15 protein-coding genes and 1 tRNA gene are annotated in these 16,488 nt (G+C 41.8%); 11 read left to right on the forward strand and 5 right to left on the reverse strand.

Annotated features, from left to right (window positions below; genetic code table 11):
* Positions 1-57 precede the first annotated feature (57 nt).
* The 3 genes from LVD17_RS03785 (at position 58) to LVD17_RS03795 (ending at position 2,146) form a co-directional block, all read left to right on the forward strand.
* Positions 58-606, forward strand: a complete 549-nt coding sequence (locus LVD17_RS03785) for a redoxin domain-containing protein (protein WP_233764849.1) — start codon at positions 58-60, stop codon at positions 604-606.
* Positions 607-716: 110 nt separating this feature from the next.
* Entirely contained in the window at positions 717-1,298 is a 582-nt protein-coding gene (locus tag LVD17_RS03790; RefSeq protein WP_233764851.1) for a TetR/AcrR family transcriptional regulator, read from the forward strand.
* A 56-nt stretch (positions 1,299-1,354) separates the two neighbouring features.
* Positions 1,355-2,146: an SDR family NAD(P)-dependent oxidoreductase gene (locus LVD17_RS03795; protein ID WP_233764853.1), complete on the forward strand. Its 792-nt coding sequence runs from the start codon at positions 1,355-1,357 to the stop codon at positions 2,144-2,146.
* 384 nt (positions 2,147-2,530) lie between these two features.
* Here LVD17_RS03795 and LVD17_RS03800 read toward each other — a convergent pair whose 3' ends face one another.
* The 3 genes from LVD17_RS03800 to LVD17_RS03810 form a co-directional block, all read right to left on the reverse strand.
* Positions 2,531-2,908: a VOC family protein gene (locus tag LVD17_RS03800; RefSeq protein WP_233764855.1), complete on the reverse strand. Its 378-nt coding sequence runs from the start codon at positions 2,906-2,908 to the stop codon at positions 2,531-2,533.
* A gap of 171 nt (positions 2,909-3,079) precedes the next feature.
* Positions 3,080-3,871 carry a DUF6597 domain-containing transcriptional factor gene (locus LVD17_RS03805; protein WP_233764856.1) on the reverse strand — a complete coding sequence of 264 codons (792 nt, stop codon included), beginning with the start codon at positions 3,869-3,871 and terminating at the stop codon, positions 3,080-3,082.
* Positions 3,872-4,087: 216 nt separating this feature from the next.
* Positions 4,088-4,160 (reverse strand) — tRNA-Lys (locus tag LVD17_RS03810).
* A 226-nt stretch (positions 4,161-4,386) separates the two neighbouring features.
* Between LVD17_RS03810 and LVD17_RS03815 the strand changes: the two genes are divergently transcribed.
* Complete coding sequence (locus LVD17_RS03815; RefSeq protein WP_233764858.1) at positions 4,387-5,118, forward strand: SH3 domain-containing protein; 732 nt, start codon at positions 4,387-4,389, stop codon at positions 5,116-5,118.
* A gap of 9 nt (positions 5,119-5,127) precedes the next feature.
* Here LVD17_RS03815 and LVD17_RS03820 read toward each other — a convergent pair whose 3' ends face one another.
* A complete protein-coding gene (locus tag LVD17_RS03820; protein WP_233764859.1) occupies positions 5,128-7,803 on the reverse strand; it encodes a T9SS type B sorting domain-containing protein in 2,676 nt (891 codons plus the stop codon).
* 62 nt (positions 7,804-7,865) lie between these two features.
* Here LVD17_RS03820 and rlmD point away from each other — a divergent pair, with 62 nt between their 5' ends.
* From rlmD to LVD17_RS03845, 5 genes are all read left to right on the forward strand, one after another.
* Positions 7,866-9,287 (forward strand): 23S rRNA (uracil(1939)-C(5))-methyltransferase RlmD, encoded by a 1,422-nt coding sequence (rlmD, locus tag LVD17_RS03825; RefSeq protein WP_233764860.1) that lies wholly within the window; start codon positions 7,866-7,868, stop codon positions 9,285-9,287.
* 4 nt (positions 9,288-9,291) lie between these two features.
* Positions 9,292-9,591: a DUF2752 domain-containing protein gene (locus LVD17_RS03830; RefSeq protein ID WP_233764861.1), complete on the forward strand. Its 300-nt coding sequence runs from the start codon at positions 9,292-9,294 to the stop codon at positions 9,589-9,591.
* A 12-nt stretch (positions 9,592-9,603) separates the two neighbouring features.
* Positions 9,604-9,951: a TM2 domain-containing protein gene (locus LVD17_RS03835; protein WP_233764862.1), complete on the forward strand. Its 348-nt coding sequence runs from the start codon at positions 9,604-9,606 to the stop codon at positions 9,949-9,951.
* 35 nt (positions 9,952-9,986) lie between these two features.
* Positions 9,987-11,057: a potassium channel family protein gene (locus LVD17_RS03840; RefSeq protein WP_233764863.1), complete on the forward strand. Its 1,071-nt coding sequence runs from the start codon at positions 9,987-9,989 to the stop codon at positions 11,055-11,057.
* Between the two features lie 91 nt (positions 11,058-11,148).
* On the forward strand, positions 11,149-11,676 hold the full coding sequence (locus LVD17_RS03845) for a hypothetical protein (RefSeq protein ID WP_233764864.1): 528 nt from the start codon (positions 11,149-11,151) through the stop codon (positions 11,674-11,676).
* Positions 11,677-11,868: 192 nt separating this feature from the next.
* Here the strand turns inward: LVD17_RS03845 and clpB are convergent, their stop codons facing one another.
* On the reverse strand, positions 11,869-14,475 hold the full coding sequence (gene clpB, locus LVD17_RS03850) for an ATP-dependent chaperone ClpB (RefSeq protein ID WP_233764866.1): 2,607 nt from the start codon (positions 14,473-14,475) through the stop codon (positions 11,869-11,871).
* Positions 14,476-14,610: 135 nt separating this feature from the next.
* Here clpB and LVD17_RS03855 point away from each other — a divergent pair, with 135 nt between their 5' ends.
* Together LVD17_RS03855 and LVD17_RS03860 are read left to right on the forward strand one after the other, a co-directional pair.
* Entirely contained in the window at positions 14,611-15,912 is a 1,302-nt protein-coding gene (locus tag LVD17_RS03855) for a tetratricopeptide repeat protein (RefSeq protein ID WP_233764868.1), read from the forward strand.
* 23 nt (positions 15,913-15,935) lie between these two features.
* Entirely contained in the window at positions 15,936-16,475 is a 540-nt protein-coding gene (locus LVD17_RS03860) for a HEAT-like fold family protein (protein WP_233764869.1), read from the forward strand.
* The last annotated feature ends 13 nt before the right edge of the window (positions 16,476-16,488 follow it).

A 16,488-nucleotide genomic window follows, 5' to 3' on the forward strand; every position in this document is an offset into this window, starting at 1 on the left:
AATAGTGCAGCTATGCGCCTGATCCTGTCGTATATTGGGCATAACCTTTTTTAACATATGCTTCAAAGTAACCTCAAAGCCCCGGTATTCAGGCTTACTGATATCTTCAAACGTACAATAGACCTAAATGAGTATCAAGACAAAAAAGTATTTATAGGCTTTTTCAGGCATGCGGGATGCCCTTTTTGTAACCTGAGGGTACATACACTGACCAGGATCTATGAAGAGTTAAAAGCTCAGGGGATGGAAATGATTTTCTTCTTCGAATCCCCGGAAAGGGTACTTCTGAGGAGCACTTTCCATCAGGAAGTATCACCCATTCCTCTCATTTCAGATCCGGAAAAAATTTGGTATAACGCCTACGGACTTGAAAGCTCAGGGTATAAATCAGCTGTAAGCCACTTAAGCTCATTTGTACAAACTGCCTATAATGCGATAAAAACAAAGGTACCTGTACACATGATGGCCGGGGGTGAATCAATAAAAACCATGCCCGCTGAATTTTTAATTGACAAAGGACTGATGATCAAAAAGGTGCATTATGCAGAAAGACTTAATGACCGACTTGATATTTCAGTGGTTAAAGATTTTGCCCGAACGCAGTAAACGGAGAGTCCTGAGTCTCAAAAGCCATGACTAAAATTCGGAAAGTATTTTTTTATTTGATCAACTTATCTAATTTTGTATTGATTAATACATAAATATAATCTTGCAAAATGAGAGGTCGCCCAAGCAAATACAATAATCAGGAGGTAGAGGCCAAAGCACAACAACTATTCTGGTCAAAAGGATACACCGCTACTTCTATGGATGACCTGCTCAAGGCCATGGGAATCGGCTATGGGAGTTTTTACAATGCTTATAAGGGAGGTAAAAAAGAACTATTCCGCAAAGCGATCCAACAACGTCGAGAGGCATTTGACGATTTTAAAAAAGAGCTTAGCCTGAGTGCCGATCCGCTGGGTCTGATCAAGGATTTTTTCCGGAGCATTGCCCTGGCTGATGAAAAGAGTCATTTGCAGGGTTGTATCATTGTCAATACCGTTGTAGAAATGACCTTTATTGATGATGATCTGGAACACGAAGCCGTACAGATATTGAGAGAGGTTGAGCAAATGTTTACAGATACCATCGCCCGTGAGCAAGAGCAGGGTAAATTAAAAAATCAGACCAACCCTGAAGTTTTGGGCCGCTACCTGATCACACTTTGGAATGGCCTGAACGTTACCAGACGCATGTACCCGGATAAAGACCTGCTTAGAAAACAGATCGACATGCAGCTCGATATACTCAGTTAATTTTTTTTATCATTTTTTGTATTGATCAATACAAAAAAATACACCAACAACACAATATGGATTTACAACTCAAATCAAAAACAGCGTTTATCAGTGGTTCCACCCAGGGTATAGGTTATGCCATAGCCAGTCAATTATTAGCCGAAGGTGCGCACGTTATCATAAATGGCAGAACGCAGGTGAAACTAGATGAGGCAATTGCGAGGCTGCAAAAAGATTTTCCTAATGCCCGGGTTTCAGGAATAGCCGCAGATTTCGCTAAAGCCGATGAGGTTAATAACCTTCTTACTAAACTCCCGGAAGTTGACATATTGATAAACAATGTCGGAATATTTGATCTTAAGGATTTTACCGAGCTTACAGACGAAGAGTGGTACCGCTTCTTTGAAATCAACGTGATGAGCAGCATTCGCCTGTCAAGAGCACTGCTCCCAAAAATGTTGTCCCGAGGTTGGGGAAGAGTCATTTTCATCAGCAGCGAGTCAGGCATCAATATCCCCGAAAACATGATCCACTACGGAATGAGCAAAACGGCCATGTTATCCATTAGCAACGGTCTCTCCAAACTCACGAAAAACACCACCGTAACGGTCAACACCATACTCGGTGGCCCAACGTACTCAGAAGGTGTTGCCAAGGCAGTGGAGCAAATCTCTCAGGCTCAGAAAATACCTGTTGCACATATGAAGCAGGCTATCATGCAGAATACAAACCCACACTCCCTTATACAGCGCTTCATAGAACCGACAGAAATAGCAACACTCGCAGCCTACCTCTCCAGTCCTGTTTCAATTGCTACCAACGGCGCTACTTTACGTGCTGACGGAGGAACACTACAGATGATTTAGAATTCCTGCAAAGGTGGGAATCAATAATCAGGGACAGGCATTGTTACCTAGTTTGCCTGTCCCTCCATGCTTTTTTTAAGTTGGGTTGAAAATAAACCACAGCTACAGAGAGTCAAAACTCTCCTACTTTGTGATGACGAAAGCATTCTGTCCAAAGTTATCTTACCACCTTTTGCAGGTTGAACTCATACTGCCTGAGCCTATGACCTCTTGCCTGTACTACAGAACAGCCGGGCTTTACAAAGTCTTTAGAAGTTTAGCAAAGCCGTAGTTTAATTCTGTAGTTTCCATTCCAAACAAAAGGCTGCGTGCAAAGAGTAGTACTGCACAGGAAACGGATTTAGAGTGAAGGTAAGACAAGACGAAATCAAACCTCGCCCACTTCTATCCCTGACCTGAGTAGGTCACAATATCAATACCTACACCATTGGGATCCTGAATGGCAAAATGCCGGTCTCCCCAGTCTTCATCCCTGATATCGATAATGATCTTTACGTTTTTTTTCTTAAGCTCTCGATAAACCGCATCCACATCCTCAACCTCTATCGTAAGGTAAACACCCTTCCCTCCAAAAGCTGGTTGAAACAGTGGTTGCTGAGAAGGGTGGTCTGGCATCAAAAAGCTGAGTTCTGCCTGATTGTTAGGTGTGTGCATCAACAGATAAAACTCATTTTCAAAGGTGACACCGAAACCAAGTACTTCTGTATAAAACTTTCTGGTTTCCTCTAGTTTTTCGGTAATTATTCCAGCATTCAATTTCATATTCATAGTTTGTTTACTTTGGGTGACTGATTGAGCTAAAACAAGTGTACTAAAGCACACTAAGGTGATTGATATTGCAAATGTTCTCATAATGATGTTGTATCAAAGTTGATTATGACACAAAAATGAGAAAGGAAGTCAAAGATTTATTGTAAAAATCGGACATAATGCTTACCAGCCCTGCACCCGCCCTGGTGTAATTCCATAAAGACGCTTAAACTCTTTAATGAAGTGGGCCTGATCATAATAATGGTCCAGAAAAGCTCTTTGCTCTAGTGGATTTATCCCTAAAGCAGCACTGTGTAAAATCTGCTGAAATCTCACCACATTACTAAATGCTTTCACAGAACCACCTATATAATTACCGAAAAGCCTCCGAAGCTGCCTGGAGCTAACCCCTACATCAAAACCCGATTCTATCCGGTCTCTTCCTTGATTTGTAAATATCAGGTCCAGAGCATGATAAAACCTGGGATCAGCCTTAAACCCTGCCCTGGAAAACAGATGAATAAAATGTTTGTCCAGCTTATTCCTGATACCGGCCAAAGTAGCCGGCATTTCCAAACCGGACAGAAGCCTGGCCGTTGAAGGGCTTATGGCATTCAGGAATTCCGCTCTATTGGTTAACTCTATAGCATTTATTCGGTAGAGTTGCGGGAAAACAGCCGGAAAAAAACGTATGCCTATATAATGAAAGTTTTCAGTCAATGCAAATGAGGTATGCGAGTCGCAATAACCCATCACATAGCTTTCTTCAGGATTCGCAGCATCAAAGAAGATATCTATACATCCATCCGCTACTATTTGGTAAGAAAATGGAGCATCCAGCTCCTTTGAGGACACCAACTCCCAATAACAATAAATAAAAGACTGTAAAACCGCTGAAGGCAGCACCTCCCGGTAACCAATATGCCCCAGGTGCTGTACTGTGGGTTGCAGGGGCTTGTACAAATGCCTGAGCATTTTAAAAGGTTTTATATCGGGCGATGTAAGGGTTGACAAGTGATCTTCTTTAGACGACTCAATTATGGCTAACTTTAGTTAATACGGATTGAAGAACAGAACGTTTGGATGGTGAGTACTTTCGGAAGGTATTATTTTTTTAAAAGAAAAAAATCCCGCAATAAACTGTATCTGGATATAAACAAAAAACCCGGTCAGAAGACCGGGTTTTTAGAGTGATCCCGCTGGGATTCGAACCCAGGACCCTCTCCTTAAAAGGGAGATGCTCTACCAGCTGAGCTACGGAATCTTAACGTCCTCCCTTGTTAAATCAGGGCTTTTTTGTTGCCCTGTTTCGTAATGGAGATGCAAAGGTAATGTCTCGGAGATAAAATGCAAAGCTTCGCTAAAAAAAAACTAAAAAAATATGAACTAAAATTCAAAATGTGCCTCTCCTGTAATTTCTAGGCACTTTTTTCGTTTATAAATTTTCATAATTTATCTTTGGCCTTCCAAGAAACTTAAGAACACAGCCCATGAAGCTCCGAATACTTTGTACACTTTTACTGCTTACTTTCGCAGGTGCCACTCAGGCGCAAGACCAGACGGATGAAGCCCTGCTTCAAGCCGACTCTCTCTTCCTGGCCAAAAAGTATACAGAGTCTTTCGACATCTATCAGCACCTGCTGGAAAAAGAGCGCCTCACTTCACCGGCCATGCTCCTGAAGATGGCCTTCATCAAGGAAGGTCTTGGTGACTATACCAATGCTCTCTACTACATCAATTTGTATTACCTACAGACAGCAGACAGGAAAGCATTGAACAAAATGGAAGAACTTGCCAAGGCACGAGACCTTCAAGGCTATGGCTATGGTGATTTTGATTTCTTCAAAACTGTCTTTTTCAAATTCTTCGATACCATTGTAATGGTACTGCTGGCCCTGGCCCTGATGCTTGTGGCTATAATGGTATACCACAAAAAGAAATATAACAAAAAACCAATTGTTGCCGGCATCATGGCTATCCTTACCCTGACCTTGCTATTCTACACCCTAAACTTTGGCAGGGATTATCATAAGGCAATCATTACCCAAAGTAATACTTACATTATGGACGGCCCGTCTGCCGGTGCTGAGGTAGTTGCTATTGTCGGCAAGGGTCATCGCTTACCCATAAAAGGGCAAAAAGACATCTGGACCCAGACAGAGTGGGATGGTCAGACCGTCTTCATTAAAGAAGACAAGCTAAAAAAGATCTCGTTCTTATAATGTGCCGGCTTAAAACCTGACAGTAAGTGAACCCCGGTATCCTCGGTTAGTGTACTCTATATAGTAGAAATATACCCCGGAGGCTACTCCTTCTCCATACCACTTAAAGTGACGGTCGTTGCTGGAGTAAACCTCCCTGCCCCAGCGGTTATACACCACAACCTTCTCAAATTGACCTGCGCAGTTATCTATAGGAAGGATATTTTCTTCAATACCGGTTTGCTTGTTGATCCTGTACATACCAAAGTAGGTATTAAGCTCATCGCCATTTGGAGTGAAGATATTAGGAGGAATAAACTGATCGCTCTTATCTTCAATATCTTCAATATGGACAATCAAAGCGTACTCATTAGCTCTGGGCTGGGTACAGTGATTATCCTGAACGGCAAAAGTCAGTGGCACATACGTTTCGGGCCGTCCTTCCAGCACATAGCATTCCGGAGACCACGTAAAATCAGAAACAACAGTACCCATACCGCTTTTTCCCGCAAACTTATAACCCAATTGCTCAGAGTGATCATCAACCAGGTACAGCGTTATTGAATCTCCCTCAAAATCACGCCCGATAATTCTTAAATTGATCTCTTCATCCATGATGATATGTATGGTATCCTGAACAATCGATTCTTTGTTAGTGCTTTCCACAGTCAACAACGGATCTGAATTGGGTGGAGGAGACAACAGAAAATCAACTGTAAGAGTATCTCTGTTAGTAATCTCACATTTGTCAAAATCTTCCATCATGAAATAGATCCTGAAAGAATCCTGCTCAGCAAGATTGAACCTCTTGCACTCCAAGGCCCAGGAAAAGGTAGAGTTCAACTGAGTGGCTGAAGGCTTGCCTTGCCCTTCCACCCGATTATAATTTACATTGTAATCAGAAAATGAAAAATTCGCAGGAACAGCCTCTATAAATGCCAAATCCCCATCCAGATCTGTCCCGCGCACATCAAAGGATACGGTCTCATCAAGCTGGGCTGTAATTTTCGCATACTGATTGCTACTTCCCAGTTTGTTGCTATATACATCTGGCAAACTGTTATCAGGCAACTTAATATTCAGGAATAAGGTAACCAACACAGGTTCTTCATACAGGCAGTCATCCTGGTCCTCAAGATATATTTTTATTTCGAATGACGTTTTCCCGTCAAAGCTTATCAGTTGACAATCATAGTTCCACTGCAGCCAGGTTTCTCTAACGCCCGGACCATTCGACTTATTAACGATGCTCATGCCATAATCCACCAATTCAAAATCAACAGGCTCAAGCATAAAGTCCATCAAATCATTATTAGCATCCTGCCCAAGCAGTTCTATTATTTTCATACCACCGACCATCTCATCAACAGTCACCAACCGCTGAATTGCTGCCGAATAACTGCCATCGCTATCCTCCTTATGACTAAGCACTGGAAGATCATTATCCGGAGGAGTGATTTTTACTGTCAACTTTACAGTGTCCTGCAAAGGCTGCGGACAGGTACCATCCAACCCTATAAAATTCACTTCAAAAGGAAGGTCTTTATCAGGAGGGCAATCAGTGAAGCAAACCGTTACTTCAAGCTCATCTCTATTGGGAGACCACTTTAGTGTATCTATAGAGAAATTCTCTTCATCATACCCTTCGGGATCAAGTTTTACGTTTACTTCTCCGCCCTTCTCATCTTTTATAAAAAACTTCACACATTTGGTTTCATCATCAGCAGGGAAATGCAAAACATCCCCTTCATTGTAAGTTGTACCATCCTCAAGCTCAATATTCACATCCGGTTCACTCCCCCCGGGTGGGCATTCGACCACCACCATCTGAAAATCGCGCCTTACCTCCCCTATTTTTTCTCCATTTCTGAACTCTTCACACTTAACGGCAAACACAAATATTCCCTGCTCCGTGGGCGTTACCCTGAGCAGACCATCATCTGTTATAGTCAGGTCAGGATCACCATGGACTATATTATTAATGTTGTAAGACGCTTCCCATATTACATGAGGGTAAGGGGCGGTTGAAGGTGGTTGGGGATGAGGTACTGCAGATGGTGTATTCAACGGGGTCGCCAATGTATAAACCAATGAGTCCCCATCGGCGTCTACACCTTTGAAATCCGCATAATAACCGCGACCAACGCAGGCATAATCACTCAACGGTGGAAATAATTGCGGAGAGTTATTAATAAAGCGCTCTCCATCCTTAATTAATGGTGGTATCTCCAGGTAAAACGTAAGGCCTGACCCTATACCACCCGCATCAGGGTTTTCACTTATCACGTTGATGATGTTATAATTTCGGCAACAGCGCTGCCAGACAATATAATAGCCATCGGGGTCATTATAGCTGTTGGGATCAAGTGTAATAACCCGGCTAAAAACAAGTTTGGTGGTTTTAACAATAGCGTCGTTTGCACATGATGGTACAGTATATTCCACGGGTTCCTCAGAAAACAGTGACAATTGAATATTCTGCATCATCGCTGCATTGTCACTTTTGCGGTATATCCAGGCTAGCGGCAGAGGAGTATATTTGGCGCCTGGTGCCCCATTGATCTCATCAAAATAAATGATCAGGTTTAATCTGTAATTATTCCCATTGAGGTAGACTAATTCAAACTCTCCCCCTACAATATGAGAAGCAAATGAGCTAACTTTGCAGATTAATATGAGAATGGAAACGAGTAAAATTTTTCTCATAGCGAACACACGTAAGTTTGGAACGATAGTAAAAAGACCTGATTGATTGGGGCAATTAAAACATGAAGATAAAAAATAAAGTTTTAAAAGACATAGAAATTGAAGGTATTGCAGCAGAAGGCAAGTGTATAACTCACTATGACGGAAAGGTGGTCTTTGTGACGGGTGTGGCGCCTGGCGATGTTGCTGACATCAAAATAATAAGAAAAAAGAAGTCCTTTCTTGAAGCTATCCCTTTACATATTTCAAAATACTCAACAAAACGGCAAGAGCCCTTCTGCACCCACTTTGGCACCTGCGGTGGGTGTAAATGGCAACACATTAACTACGATACCCAGCTCGCATACAAGCACCAGCAGGTGATTGACAGCCTGGAAAGAATAGCCAAGGTACCTTTTTCAAATGTGAGCCGGATACTCCCCTCAGCCAACACCCGTTACTACAGGAATAAGCTTGAATTTACCTTTTCCAACAAAAGGTGGCTTACAAAAGAAGAAATTAACAGCGATGAAGACCTGGACAGAAATGCACTGGGCTTCCACATTCCCAAAAGATTCGACAAAATTCTGGATATCGACCATTGCTACCTGCAGCCGGAACCTTCAAACGACATCAGACTCGCAGTAAGGGGGCTGGCCCTTGAACACGACATTTCCTTCTTTGACCTGATCACGCAACAGGGCTTTCTCAGAAACCTGATCATCAGGGATACTTCCATTGGTGAGGTTATGGTTATCCTCCAGGTAGCCGGGGACAATAGGGAACAACTTGAATTGATACTAGATCACCTGAAAAACACATTCCCGGAGATCACCTCATTAAACTATGTGATAAATACCAAAGGCAATGAAACCTTTCATGACCTGGAAGTAGTGAACTGGTACGGTAAGCCTTACATAATGGAGGAAATGGCTCTTCCTGATGCCCCCGACAAGGTTGTGAAATTCAGGATCGGCCCTAAATCATTTTTCCAAACTAATACGGATCAGGCAAACTTACTTTATAAAAAAACCTGGGAGTTGGCAGGATTAACCGGAAACGAGCTGGTTTATGACTTGTATACCGGTACAGGAACCATTGCCAATTATGTAGCACATAATGCAAAGAAAGTTATAGGTATAGAGTATGTTGAAGCTGCCATTGAAGACGCAAAGGTGAATGCTGAAATTAACAACATCAGCAATGCCGATTTTTTCGCCGGTGATATGAAGGATCTGCTCAATGATGATTTTATTCGTACTCATGGTCAGCCAGACGTGATTATCACTGATCCTCCGAGGGCAGGAATGCACGAAGATGTTTGCAAAGTAATCCTCAATGCCGCCCCGGAACGTATTGTGTATGTAAGCTGCAACCCTGCTACACAAGCAAGAGATATTGCTATATTGGATCAGAAATATAAGGTGACAGCCGTGCAACCGGTAGACATGTTTCCACACACACATCATGTGGAAAACATAGCGTTACTGGAGTTAAAAAAATAACAATGTGAAAAAGATCAGGGCTATAAGGGTTCGGCTATCAATAGAAGCTCTCATATGGCTGACAGCCCTTATAGCTCTGGCACTGCTTCCCGCCGGCACTCACACACACTTCTCTTTTTGCCCTCTAAGTAATCTTGGTTTTGAATTTTGCCCGGGGTGCGGCCTTGGGAGATCCGTTTCCCAGGCTTTTCATGGACAATTCAAGGCCTCTTTTGCCAGCCACCCTCTAGGATTATTCGCAATAATAATATTATCTTACAGGATAATTACATTATCATTTTATTCAATCAAGTCAAAAATTTAACAACAACTAAAAATGGCAAACGCAATGCACTTAATGCCTGAGCTTCAGGGAGAAGAGTTAATTTATATACAGGCGATCGTTGAGAAAATGGACGAGGAACAGGCAAGAAACTTTATAGGGGTCTATCGGGCAAGAAGAAAAAACCCTCAGGAAATACTCATTTTTTCGTTAATTGGATTACTGGGCATAGCAGGTATACAGCGCTTTGTGCTTAATCAGGTAGGTATGGGAATCTTGTTCTTCTTAACTGCTGGTTTGTGCTACATTGGCACTATTATAGACATTATCAATTACCAGAAAATGTCTTTTGAATATAATCAAAAAATCGCCGACGAGGTGCGTCTGGGCATGCGAATTTAAAAATTCAGAAGCGGGTAACATATGAAATACCAGATATGTTGAAAAAACCCAACTACATAAAGCTGCTGGCAATAGCATTTAGTTTTATTATAATCTATGTGCTATTGCTAAGTATTTTAATAAAAATAGAGGCCGCTCACCCTCAGGCCAACATCAAAAGCTTTGACGACGCCCTATGGTTCTCAATAGTTACTTTAACCACCGTGGGCTACGGAGATTTACACCCTGTAACTGATCAGGGTCGCCTTTTCGGTTCTATATTCCTTATCTTCAGTCTCGGCTTCTATGGCGTGCTTATCGGACAAATCACCAACATTATGAATACCGTTAAAGAAAATAAAAAGCTTGGACTTGATGGTACCAGTTTCACTAACCATGTAGTCATGATCGGCTGGTCTGATTTTGGCAAAGCTGTGGTTGATCAACTGGTTGCTGCCAATAGAAACATAGCCATAGTAACTAAAGAGAAGGATAATATTGATATTATCCATGAATATTACTCGACCAAACAAGTTTTTACGCTATTCTCCGACTACAATAATTTTGATCTCCTCCATAAGGTAAATATAAGAGAAAGCTCTATCGTATTTGTCAACCTTAAAGATGATACCGAGAAGCTGGTATATGTACTGAATATGAAAAAGCATTATGAAAATCTAAACTTTGTAGTTACGCTTGACAATTCCAATCTTAAAAGCACATTCCACAGCGCAGGCGTGACCTACGCCGTTTCCAAACATGAAATTGCCTCAAAACTACTGGCAAGCTATATCTTCGAGCCCGATGTAGCTGTTTATAGTGAAGAAATTATCGCTTACCCTCAAACTGATGAAGACTATGATATCAAGCAGTTTATGGTGCTGGATAACAATCCGTTTAAGGACCACTTTTATGAAAAGGTATTTTTTGACTTGAAAAAAGAATTCAACGTGGTGCTTCTGGGAATTGTCAAGGTTGGCGACGGTAAAAGAAAACTACACAAAAACCCCTCCGAAACTATTAAAGTGGCTACGGGAGACTACCTGATCATGCTGACCAATAAAACCGCCATTAAAAAATTGAAGGGATTTTTCGCCGTAGAGGAAGGATACATATCAGGCTTTTAAAATTTAAGAGTTTTACTTAGTACAAATTAGGTGTTTACCCTTACAATCCAGAGCTCATACGTAACCATATTTGTATAAAAATACTCTGGTTATGAAAACTTCAATAAAAGCTCTTTTCTATGTATCATTATTCACGGGCATCTTAGCTTTTCATAACAAAACAAGGGAATCAAATACGTTTGACTACAAGGGAAATACTTTCCAAATTCCCCACGCATATCTGGAAGCTTTTGGAATACACCCTGATAAGAGATCGTATGATTATGATCTTCACCTGGGATCCGCTGCCAAAGCCGAGTTTATACAAACACCTGCCCTCAATTACATATACTTTGACCTGCATGGCGATAATCCTGATGCTATTAGTTCCGGAACTTATAATTTCAAGGAATCAGAAGACAAGGACAGGGATCCTTTTACTTTTACGGGCGCAGAAGTACTTATAAATTATGATATCAATAATAAAAGGGGTGAATCTTTATATGCTACAAGTGGCACTGTTAAAGTGTCGCAGTGGAAGGATAAGTATGTAATTGAGTTTCACCTGAAACTGGACAATGGTGAAAACATAGAAGGTGTTTACAAAGGCAGGCTGCTGGACTGGGAAGCCGGTGCCTGAAACTGCATTACCTGCTAACTGACCATGAGGGGGGCTTGTGTTAGAAAAATATCTAAAATTTTAGCTACTCTTTGGAAAACGCTGGTTTAATAAAATGGGCGTATTTTAAAGGGGAATAAATATAGAAAAGGTAGTCCCAGGGAACCACCCCCGGGACCGTTCAACCTAAACCCAAATACCAACTTCACATACCTAAACTTCAACCTCGTCGAGATTTATAAATTCAATCTGACCGCTTTCACCAAGACTAACGCCTACTATTGCGTCTTTATTGATCTTACCGGCCAATATTTCTTTAGATAATTCATTCAATATCTCTCGTTGCAGCACCCTTTTTAATGGCCTTGCCCCAAACTGAGGATCAAAGCCCTTCTTTGCAAGGTGATCCAATGCATCAGATGATATTTCCAGCTTAATACCAGTCTCTGCAAGCCTCTTCTGAATTTGCTTAAATTGAATATCCACAATCTTACGGACATCCTGCCTTGAGAGTGGCCTGAACATTATTGCTTCATCCACTCGGTTCAGAAACTCGGGCCTTACCGATTTTTTCAGCAATTCAAAGACCTCATCCTTCGTTTTGTCGATAACTTCTTCCAGGTTATCGTCATTTAAGCCTGCAAAATTATCCTGAATTATGGAAGAACCAATATTTGTCGTCATTATTATGATCGTATTTTTAAAATTCGCTACACGACCCTTATTATCAGTTAGTCTTCCATCATCCAAAACCTGTAACAAAATATTGAATACATCAGGATGAGCCTTCTCTATCTCATCAAGTAAAATCACAGAATACGGTTTTCTTCTCACTGCTTCGGTAAGCTGACCTCCTTCATCATATCCTACATATCCCGGAGGCGCTCCTACCAGTCTGCTCACAGAATGCCTCTCCTGATATTCGGACATATCTATCCTTACCATAGCATTTTCATCATTAAAAAGATATTCAGCTAAGGCCTTTGATAGCTCTGTCTTACCAACGCCTGTTGTCCCAAGAAAAATGAACGAGCCAATCGGCCTTTTAGGATCCTGCAGTCCTGCCCTACTCCTGCGCACAGCATCAGAAAGAGCCCGTATGGCTTCCTCTTGTCCTGCTATGCGTTTTCTTAATTCCTGCTCCAAAGATAACAGTTTTTCTCGTTCACTTTGCAACATTTTTGACACCGGAATTCCGGTCCACCTGGCCACAACCTCAGCAATATCCTCGGAATCAACTTCTTCCTTCATCAAACTTTCTTCCTGAATTTCCGATATTTTTTTCTGGTGCTCTTCAAGCTGTTTTTCAGCCTCTACTATTTTACCATAACGGATCTCCGCTACTTTGCCAAAATCGCCACTTTTTTCAGCCTGTTCAGCCTCAAATTTCAACCTGTCAATCTCCTCTTTCTGATGCCTTATACCCTGAATTACAGCCTTTTCATTCTCCCATTTGGCCTTGAGATCATTACGTTTTTCTGTAAGGTCGGCGATATCCTTGGTAAGCTGCCGCTCTTTCTCCTTATCCTTTTCCCTTCTGATGGCCTCCCGTTCAATTTCAAGTTGCATTACACGCCTGTTCAGTTCATCGAGTTCTTCAGGAAGTGAGTCCATTTCCAGCCTCAGCTTGGAAGCAGCCTCATCCATCAGGTCTATAGCTTTGTCGGGCAAAAATCTGTCTGATATATATCTTTGCGAAAGCTCAACCGAAGCAATTACCGCATCGTCTTTGATGCGCACACCGTGGTGTATCTCATATTTGTCTTTAATACCTCTCAAGATAGAGATTGCATCCTGGGCCGATGGCTCATCAACGGATACCGACTGAAACCTTCTTTCAAGGGCTTTGTCCTTCTCTACATACTTTTGGTATTCTTTAAGTGTAGTGGCTCCGATGGCATGTAACTCACCTCGTGCCAGCGCAGGTTTGAGCAGGTTTGCTGCATCCATGGCACCTTCGCCACCTCCGGCACCTATCAGTGTGTGAATCTCGTCAATGAAGAGTATGATCTGCCCTTCGGAGTCCGTCACCTCTTTAATAACAGCCTTCAACCTTTCCTCAAATTCACCCTTATACTTAGCCCCTGCCACCAGCAGGCCCATATCAAGGGATATGAGTATCTTATCTTTGAGGTTTTCCGGCACATCACCATCTACAATCCGCTGAGCCATGCCTTCGACAATGGCTGTTTTACCTACACCTGGTTCGCCCAGTAGAATCGGGTTATTCTTCGTTCGCCTCGAAAGTATCTGCAGCACCCTCCGTATCTCATCATCACGACCGATCACAGGATCAATTTTGCCCTTTTTGGCCTGATCATTAAGGTTAATTGAATATCGCTCCAACGAGCGGTATTTTGATTCAGCGTTTTGATCTGTCACTTTGCTCCCTCCTCTCAATTCTTTAATTCCTGCGACCAGTCCCTTTCGGTCAAACCCAACATCCTTCAGCAAAGTTGCTGTTTTATCTCTGCCTTCCAGTAGGCCAAGAATAATATGTTCTACGGCAATATACTCATCCTTAAACTCCTTCAGCTCTTTTTCTGCTCTTTGCAATGCTGCTGCCGAGTCGTTAGACAAATAAGGCTGCTGCCCACTCACCTTTGGATACCCGTTAATGAGCTCATCAAGCCTCGCATCCAAATGTTGTCTATTAACATTTAACTTTTTAACCAGAAAAGAAATTACATTCTCATCTGACGCCAGGATAGCCTTCATCAGATGTCCGGGCTCAATAGCCTGTTGCTGGTTGCCGGTAACTATTTCAGCCGCCTTCTGAAGCACTTCCTGTGATTTGATTGTATATTTATCGAAATTCATATCCGGTAATTTTTCATTTAAACTACTCTGATCAAATAACCAGCCATTCTCTGAAATAGAGAAAAAGCAGAAATTATGTCAGTTTTTTGATAAAAAAATGCTATTTTGATGTCATAGTGTCTTGTAAACTATCTAATGATGAAACTCCTTAAACAAACCGTGTTGACTTGTCTGCTTATAGCAGGTATCAACGAAGCTACGACTGCTCAACTGAATTTGCCGGAAGATGAAGCATTAAGTAAAAAAGCGCAGAATGAACATGCCATGTTCTCCGATAGCTTCAAATTCAAGAAAACAAAAGAAGCACGGATACACCTTGCCTGGTTATTATCAAACACGCCCGAGATTCATGAAAGCATATATATTAACGGCATTAAGCTATATCAGGATTTCGCGGATGACGAGAATAACCCAAAAGCCCGGATTTATCAGGATTCGGTCTTGTTACTATATGATCTTCGGATAAAATATTTTAATAACGAAAAGGACCTTGTTGACAGAAAAGCTTCGGCCGCTTATAAATATTATCGTAACCGGGATAATAAAACTATGGATTTGTTCAATGTCTTTGAGCGGACCTATGAGCTTAATAAAAAAGATGTAGGCACCAATAACCTCGCTACTTATATGGATGTAACCCGCAAGTACCATAAGATTAAGCCTCTGACTAAGGAAGAGATCCTGGAGCGCTACTACCGGGTAATAGATGCAATAGATTATAAAGAACAGCAAACCGGTGAAGGTGAGACTTTCGAGAAGATCAGGGCAGTAGCCACAAAAATTTTACTGGAGATCATCAACATTGACTGTAATGTAATTAAAAATGACCTTGTCCCCCGAATGAAGAAAGACCCTAACATGGCACCCAGAGTTATATCACTCTCGCTATCGCAAGGGTGTACCAATGAGCCTTATTTTGAAGAAGCTGCCAAAATACTCATGAAGGACAAACCGGACTACGCGCTTCTGAGATTTCTGGCCATTAAAGCAGCCGAAAAAGGACAAATGGATGAAGCCATGCAGTATTTCAACCGTGCTATTGAGGCTACAAACGATCAATCAAAGAAAGCACAGGTATATTATGACATAGCTGTTCAGCAAAACAAGGCCAACAACAAACCAGAAGCCAGGAGGTATGCCGAAAAGGCAGTGGAGATTGATGCTAATTTCAAAAAAGCATATAAGCTGATCGGCGACCTGTATTACAGCAGTTTCAATGATTGTAAAAAGGAAGAAAGCTGGGTAAAAGATCGCGCCGTTTACTGGCTGGCTTACGACATGTATCAGAAAGCAGGAGATCAGGAAGCTATGAGTAGCGCAGAGGCTCAGTTTCCATCCATGAGCGATATTTTTACCGAAAATCGCGAAGAAGGGCAGACCATAAACGTGAATTGCTGGATCAACCGCTCAACTAGTATAAGGAGGCGAAAAGAGTAGCACCCCTCATTTTTTGCTTTGTCATGATCTCCAAAGAAATAAAAGTAGTGGATATAAGAGAAGAATTATTAAAAGAGCACTCCAAATCAAACGCCAATAAAATCGCCCGTTACATTTCTGATGACGCCAGGCGTTTTGGTTTGCTTATGGTACTGTTTCTGAGTAATGAATATCGGGTGACTCAAAGGGCGGCTCAGGTTGTAAGCATTTGCACAGATAACTATCCTGATTTAATATCACCATACTTAAAGCAATTGATATTAAACCTGAGGAATGATATTCATGACGCTGTAAAGAGAAACTCTCTAAGGATACTGCAAAACATAGAACTACCGGACAGCCTCCACGGGGAGATGGCCGACATAGGATTTAGCATATTAGCTTCAGGGGAGGAGCCTGTTGCGATAAAGGTATTTGCTATGACCGTACTGGCCAACCTCTGCAAAAGGGAGCCGGATCTGAAAAATGAATTACAGATCATAATTGAAGACCAAATGCCATACGGATCGGCAGGCTTTATTAGCCGTGGCTCCAAAATATTAAAAAGGCTTCAACATTACTGAAGAAGCCTTACTT

Origin of the sequence: Fulvivirga ulvae (assembly GCF_021389975.1) — a bacterium.
Classification (GTDB): domain Bacteria; phylum Bacteroidota; class Bacteroidia; order Cytophagales; family Cyclobacteriaceae; genus Fulvivirga; species Fulvivirga ulvae.

Coding starts and splice junctions, on each gene's coding strand:
- LVD17_RS03785 (WP_233764849.1), top strand. CDS start 58: ATGCTTCAAAGTAACCTCAAAGCCCCGGTATTCAGGCTTACTGATATC.
- LVD17_RS03790 (WP_233764851.1), top strand. CDS start 717: ATGAGAGGTCGCCCAAGCAAATACAATAATCAGGAGGTAGAGGCCAAA.
- LVD17_RS03795 (WP_233764853.1), top strand. CDS start 1,355: ATGGATTTACAACTCAAATCAAAAACAGCGTTTATCAGTGGTTCCACC.
- LVD17_RS03800 (WP_233764855.1), bottom strand. CDS start 2,908: ATGAAATTGAATGCTGGAATAATTACCGAAAAACTAGAGGAAACCAGA.
- LVD17_RS03805 (WP_233764856.1), bottom strand. CDS start 3,871: ATGCTCAGGCATTTGTACAAGCCCCTGCAACCCACAGTACAGCACCTG.
- LVD17_RS03815 (WP_233764858.1), top strand. CDS start 4,387: ATGAAGCTCCGAATACTTTGTACACTTTTACTGCTTACTTTCGCAGGT.
- LVD17_RS03820 (WP_233764859.1), bottom strand. CDS start 7,803: ATGAGAAAAATTTTACTCGTTTCCATTCTCATATTAATCTGCAAAGTT.
- rlmD (WP_233764860.1), top strand. CDS start 7,866: ATGAAGATAAAAAATAAAGTTTTAAAAGACATAGAAATTGAAGGTATT.
- LVD17_RS03835 (WP_233764862.1), top strand. CDS start 9,604: ATGGCAAACGCAATGCACTTAATGCCTGAGCTTCAGGGAGAAGAGTTA.
- LVD17_RS03840 (WP_233764863.1), top strand. CDS start 9,987: ATGTTGAAAAAACCCAACTACATAAAGCTGCTGGCAATAGCATTTAGT.
- LVD17_RS03845 (WP_233764864.1), top strand. CDS start 11,149: ATGAAAACTTCAATAAAAGCTCTTTTCTATGTATCATTATTCACGGGC.
- clpB (WP_233764866.1), bottom strand. CDS start 14,475: ATGAATTTCGATAAATATACAATCAAATCACAGGAAGTGCTTCAGAAG.
- LVD17_RS03855 (WP_233764868.1), top strand. CDS start 14,611: ATGATGAAACTCCTTAAACAAACCGTGTTGACTTGTCTGCTTATAGCA.
- LVD17_RS03860 (WP_233764869.1), top strand. CDS start 15,936: ATGATCTCCAAAGAAATAAAAGTAGTGGATATAAGAGAAGAATTATTA.